Annotated in this window: 8 protein-coding genes; 1 reads left to right on the forward strand and 7 read right to left on the reverse strand. The window is 63.1% G+C overall.

The features are described 5' to 3' along the window. The 6 genes from EOD07_RS20710 to EOD07_RS20735 all read right to left on the reverse strand — a co-directional run. Positions 1-827, reverse strand: an 827-nt coding sequence (locus tag EOD07_RS20710; protein ID WP_206519511.1) for an SdrD B-like domain-containing protein, incomplete at its 3' end; no start/stop codon positions are given. Continuing rightward, positions 824-1729 carry an HTTM domain-containing protein gene (locus tag EOD07_RS20715; RefSeq protein ID WP_164772391.1) on the reverse strand — a complete coding sequence of 302 codons (906 nt, stop codon included), beginning with the start codon at positions 1727-1729 and terminating at the stop codon, positions 824-826. The genes EOD07_RS20715 and EOD07_RS20710, both read right to left, overlap by 4 nt. Beyond that, complete coding sequence (locus EOD07_RS20720) at positions 1713-2153, reverse strand: hypothetical protein (RefSeq protein ID WP_127236783.1); 441 nt, start codon at positions 2151-2153, stop codon at positions 1713-1715. The genes EOD07_RS20715 and EOD07_RS20720 overlap by 17 nt, the downstream gene beginning before the upstream one ends. Before the next feature lie 413 nt (positions 2154-2566). Next, a complete protein-coding gene (locus tag EOD07_RS20725; protein WP_127236784.1) occupies positions 2567-2920 on the reverse strand; it encodes an SPW repeat protein in 354 nt (117 codons plus the stop codon). A 200-nt stretch (positions 2921-3120) separates the two neighbouring features. Continuing rightward, complete coding sequence (locus tag EOD07_RS20730) at positions 3121-4173, reverse strand: PAS domain S-box protein (RefSeq protein ID WP_127236785.1); 1053 nt, start codon at positions 4171-4173, stop codon at positions 3121-3123. A gap of 57 nt (positions 4174-4230) precedes the next feature. Further along, entirely contained in the window at positions 4231-4473 is a 243-nt protein-coding gene (locus tag EOD07_RS20735) for a hypothetical protein (RefSeq protein WP_127236786.1), read from the reverse strand. Between the two features lie 267 nt (positions 4474-4740). Here EOD07_RS20735 and EOD07_RS20740 point away from each other — a divergent pair, with 267 nt between their 5' ends. Then, positions 4741-5079 carry a hypothetical protein gene (locus EOD07_RS20740; RefSeq protein ID WP_127236787.1) on the forward strand — a complete coding sequence of 113 codons (339 nt, stop codon included), beginning with the start codon at positions 4741-4743 and terminating at the stop codon, positions 5077-5079. Positions 5080-5116: 37 nt separating this feature from the next. Here EOD07_RS20740 and EOD07_RS20745 read toward each other — a convergent pair whose 3' ends face one another. Beyond that, positions 5117-5272 carry a hypothetical protein gene (locus EOD07_RS20745; RefSeq protein ID WP_245470350.1) on the reverse strand — a complete coding sequence of 52 codons (156 nt, stop codon included), beginning with the start codon at positions 5270-5272 and terminating at the stop codon, positions 5117-5119. Positions 5273-5499: the final 227 nt, after the last annotated feature.

A 5499-nucleotide genomic window follows, 5' to 3' on the forward strand; every position in this document is an offset into this window, starting at 1 on the left:
GCGACGAGGTTGTACCAGTTGAGCCCGCCGTAACCGGACGGAATTTCGAACACGCCGGGCGACGTCATCAAGTCGTCGAAGCCGACGACATGCTGGTTGGGCAGCGGCGCCTCGGCCGGTCTGCCCAGGGCCGAAAACGCCGAGAGTATTACCGGCGCCGCGCCGACGACGACATGCCGCCGCTCAGTCGCTCCGCCGGCCGAAAAATCGACCAGCCAGTCGCCGGGCGTCACGGCCGCGCTGAAGCGCCCGTCGGGGCCGACCTTGGCGGCGGACGTGACGCCATCCGGCCCTGTCAGGGAAACGCGCGATCCGGCGGCGACCGCGCCGCTGATCGTCAAATCCGCCGCAAGTCCGACCGGGTGCGTCGTCGCCTTTGCGATCATGTCGCCCGGCGATCCGGGCGAAACGACATAGTCGCCTTCCTGCGAGGCGTTGCCGGTGGTGACGGAATAACCTGGCGGAGGCACGACGCGGAATGCGTAGTGCCCGGGATCGACCACTTCGAAATCGCGTTGGCTGACCGACATGCGGAAATTGGCGAATCCGTCGACATTGGTCAGGCGCATGATGGTGCTGCCGTTCGGCTTGTCGAGCTCGACGGCCACGCGCGACATCGGCCGGTCGCCCAGATCGTAGACGCCGTTCCTGTTGAGGTCGCGAAATACCAGCAGCGACGTGTTCATCTGGCCGCCTTCGAGGGAACCCCATGCGCGCTTGGGATAATAGTCCTCGGCGCCGCCGGCCAGCGCCGCGCCGCGGACCATAGCCAAGCCGATGGCCGCCGCGACGACGACGGCGCCCGGAAACAACAAACCATGCTTCACGAAATTTCCCCTCTGGCAGTCGCTGCCGATCCGGTCCCCTGGAGACGCGCGGTGACCTTGTCGACGGCATCCGCATCGAAATAAGCGAGATAGAGCAACGCCATGGTGGCGCTGAACGTATAGACCGGCAGCGTCACATAGATGATGGCGTGAAACGCCAGGCCCGGCAGGACCAGATAGCGCCTGCTGCGGCGAAACGGCAGGCCGAGGGCCAGGCAATATTCGAGCGCGACCACGGCGACGGACACGATGGTGGCGGGCCAGGCAAGGCCGGCCGGATAGTCCGAACCCGCGTAATACCAGAGGAATATCTGTTCGATCCGCGCGCCGCTCAGAAATGCGTAGTTCGACTTGTCCAAGGCGGCGAAGAGGTAAAGCACCGAAAGCTGCACCACGATCAGCCGCAGCCCCCACAGATTGCCGCGCTCCGCCGGCGGCGCGAGGCCCGCGCGCTCGGCGCGCATCACCGCCAGGTAGCGGTCCAGCGAATAGGACCGGTCACAAGGGGTCAGCGCGATCAGCAGCGCCGCGACGGCAAGCAGATAGGTATGATGGTGCGTCCAGGGCTCGCGGCCGAGCTGGAAGCCGAAATAATAGTACATCGCCAGCCCGACCAAGCCGGTCCAGACGGCGGCGACGCGGCTATGATAGCCGATGAAGAGCAGCGCGGTGGCCGCGAAGAAGTTGGTGGCGAGAAACAGGCCGGCCGGCGACTGGTCCCTATAGAGCAGCAGCTCTCCCGCCCAGCGCGACCAGAACAGCATCGCCAGGCCGATGCGGATCAGCGCGGACGAACGTGACGAGCCCTCCGTATCGACCGCCCAGCCGACGAAGCGCGCGGCCCAGGCGCGCGCCGAACGCCAGCTCGGCCAGTCGGCGATCGCGTCACTCGGCGCAGGCATTTTGGGCATCGCTATGGATGGTCTGCCAGCCGTCGCGCGTGCCCTGCCGGGCGCGGACACGGATGTCGGCGCCCTGCCCGGCTGCCGTACAAAGCCGCTTGATCACCGAAGCCAGTCCGTCGCGATTTTGGATCCACTTCAGCCCGCCGTTGCGGGGGGCGCCAAGCATCTCGAACCGGTCGAGCGGGACGAGCGCGCCGTCTGGCCGGCGGATCTCGAAGGAAGCGTCGATCACGCCGAGCCCGATCGCGCTGAACATGGTCCAGGAGCGCAGCAGCGCCGTTCGCACGCCGAAGACCTGCTCGGCGACCGGACCGGCGATCATGAAGGCCGCGATCGCCGCGAAGGCAATCAGCCGCAAGCGTCCCGCCAACAGCCGCCCGGCAGGCTCCGCACCTGTTCTGATCGAGATGATATCCGCCACCCGCGCACCCCCGGGCCGAGACTATAGACCGGTTCAATGCCGTTCTTCGATCGTCCCAGAAAAAGTCGGGGCTTGGCGCGACCGCTGGAGGATCGCGGCCTCAGGACTTTGCCGATACATCTTCGCCGGCGAGCGGAGGCTTAACGGCCACCCACGCCGTCTCGCGCTCCTTCTCGGCGTCGGCCTTGCGTTTCGGACATTCCTCGAAATCGTGGTCGCGGCCGCCGCAATAGGAGCAACATTTGGCGGGGGTGTCGGGGTGGAGCATCGGGGCCATTCCCAAGAATGCACGAAAAGGTTTCCGGTTGCAGCAATTGCGTGAAGACGCCGCAACAGCCGCCTTACCCCATGCCCAAGAGATCAAAGTCCAAGGAGCTCGCCGCTCGCGCGGCGGGCTCCCGTTCAGTCACCGCTCACGCATGCGCATGGGGATGACGGAAGTCCCAGACGGCCCAGGCCGATGCCGCGACCACCAGCACGCCGAGGACGACATGCGTGGCCATGACATGCGTGTCAGCCGCGAAGTGCAGCAACCAAGGCGACACGATCAGCCAGAGTCCGAGGACCACGCTTACCCATTCTTCCCATTCGGCGAACACCGAAAGCGTCGCCAGCGCCAGCGCGCCGAGGAGAACGCCGACGATCCAGGCGTTCCACGCGGGCACCATCGCCGCGGCGTATCCGATGACCCAAGGTGAGACGAACAGGCAGATCGCGAGGACCAGAGTGATCCAGTCCAGGCTCTTTCTTGCTTCGATCATTGCCATGACAACCTCCATGAATGAAGCTTGACCAGAGCAACTGTATCCGCGTGGACATTGCACGCTCACGAATGATGTAATTACGCTTTTGCGGCGCTGCAAGGAGGTGCCGGGCGACTGTGGCTTGCGCCCTGTTCGGCGCCGTTTCGCCTGCCTTTGGTGGTAAGCCGCAAATGGCGCCGGTAGCGGCCACTGAACCCGGCGCCTCACACGCTGAAATCGCTGTCCGCCGTGTCGGCGCCGAGCTGCGGAACGACGATCGCCTCGAGCGGCGCGTCAAGCGTCCACTTCACGCCAGTGGGCGAGCGTTCGAGGCTGGAGGAACCGCGCAGCGACTGCGGGGCCACCCGCTGCAGCACCACCGTGCCGAATCCCTTGCGCTCGGATGCCTTCTGCACGGTTGCAGCCGTACCGGATGTCTCATGCCAGAGGAGATGAAAGCGTCGCTGCGCCTCGGGACCGGTCTCGACCTTCCAGGTGATTTCGATATGGCCCCCCTCCGAGGCCAGCGCGCCATATTTGGACGAGTTGGTGCCGAGCTCATGGAAGGCCATGCCGAGATTCTGCACGGCATTCGACTGCAGCGTCAGAAGCGGCCCGGAAAGCGAGATGCGGTCTTCATGGCCGAAAGGCTTCAAATGCTCCTGGACAAGGTCGAACAGGCTGGCGCCGGCCCATTCCGAGGTGACCAGAAGGTCGTGCGAGCGCGACAGCGCCATGATGCGGGCGCGGATCATTTCCTCGAACTCGCGGGGGTCGGTCGAGCGCTTGCTGGTTTCCCTGACCATCGACAGGATCACCGCGAACTGGTTCTTCACGCGGTGGTTGACCTCGCGCATCAAGAGCCGGATGCGGCGCTCGCTTTCCTTGGCGGCGGAGATATCGCGGGCGATCTGCGAGGCGCCGATGATCTCGCCTGTGTTGTTCCTGATCGGCGAGACGGTGATCGACACGGCGATCAGCGACCCATCCTTGCGCTTGCGCGTCGTCTCGTGGCTCCCCACCCCCTCGCCCCGACGGATGCGGCCGATGATTTCGGCTTCTTCGTTGTGCATATGCTCGGGGAGCAGCATCAGTATGGATTGGCCCACGGCCTCCTCGGCGCTGTAGCCGAACATACGCTCGGCCGCCTGGTTCCAATCGGTGATGATGCTGTTGAGATTCTTGCCGATGATGGCGTCGTAGGATGAATCGACGATCGCCGCGAGGCGCGCATCGGCATTGGCATTCTGTCGGAAAATCCCCCCATAACTTGTCATGTTCAGTAATTAGGGCCGGCAGGGGGGCACGGCAATGCATTGAGGGATCGCATCCGCCTACCGCTTGGATTCGCTGGAGCCATCACCAACCCCGTCCACCGATATCACGCCAAAATCCTGCGACTTCGCGCCTGCGTCGGCGATCAAAAACCCATCCGACGAAAGCCCACGTCGCAACAGTTCACGCACCGCGGCCGAACGGCTCGGCATGCGCTTTTCGAAGCGCCAGTTCTCCAGCGCCGCCAACTCCTCGTCGGTCAGCATGATCTGCAATCTCTGCGGCCGTTCCAGCTCAGCCATGCCTGCCTCCTTGACAGACAAAGACGCCACGAATGAGTAAGTGCCTCATTTTGAGTAAAAGTAGGGTTTGCCGCATAGGACGTCAAGAATGACCAAGCTATGAAAGACGGCACAGCCTAACGATACCAACGATGCGCCGAAACCACATTTGTTGTTCTATTCTAACTTATTGATTTTCTTGAAGCTTTCTGATTTTTTGCTTGCAATCCGTGACCGTCGGGCGCATGGTGGAAATCGAGGGATAACCTCCGGGGAAGGAGGCAGTCCATGTTCCGACGATTTTCCATTCGCTTGCGCGACGCCGCTCACCACAGGGTCCAGCGGGCCTTGCGGATCAAGGGTATCGTCAACATCATCCGGCTTTCCGAAGAGATCAGGCTGAGCAACCTGACCGAGAACATCGCCCGTGAGGACATCGAAGATCTGGTGATGCAGATCGCCCAGCTTTACGGTGCGCCGATCGAGTTCGACGACGATGCTCGGACGGCGCTTGATCTGCCCAGCGACTTGGGCCGAGACAACTGCAACGACCTCGAGAAGATGTTGGATGGTCGCACCTGCGGCGGCAATGTCGCCAGCGATCTGCTGCAGTTGAGGCGGGAGTAACAGAAGGATTGGTTCCAAGCCGGCGCTGGACTCGTGCTCACGCCTTCTTGTTGCGCTTCGAAACGGCCTTCTTCGGCGGTACAGCGGGCACGTCGGCTTCCTGTGCCAGCCTGGCAGCGCGCAATCGCTTCGTCTTGGCCTCCCTGGCGGTTGCTTCCAGGTCCAGGATCTGCCGCGCGACGCGAGACGTCATGTCGGTTTTGGCTTCCGTTCGAGACGGAACCGGCTTGAACACACTGCTATCCGATAGGGACTTCATTTCTTCTCCTTAATCAAAAAAGGCCGGGCAAAGCCCGACCTTCTCCAACGCACCTCCGAGGCCGATGCCAGTACATCCGTGGTCAAGAACCCGGAGGCGCTATGTTTAGGCGGCTTGCAGGTTTTCGGCAGAACTTTTGCCGTTGCGAGCATCTTTCACGA

This window comes from Mesorhizobium sp. M2C.T.Ca.TU.002.02.1.1 (assembly GCF_003997225.1).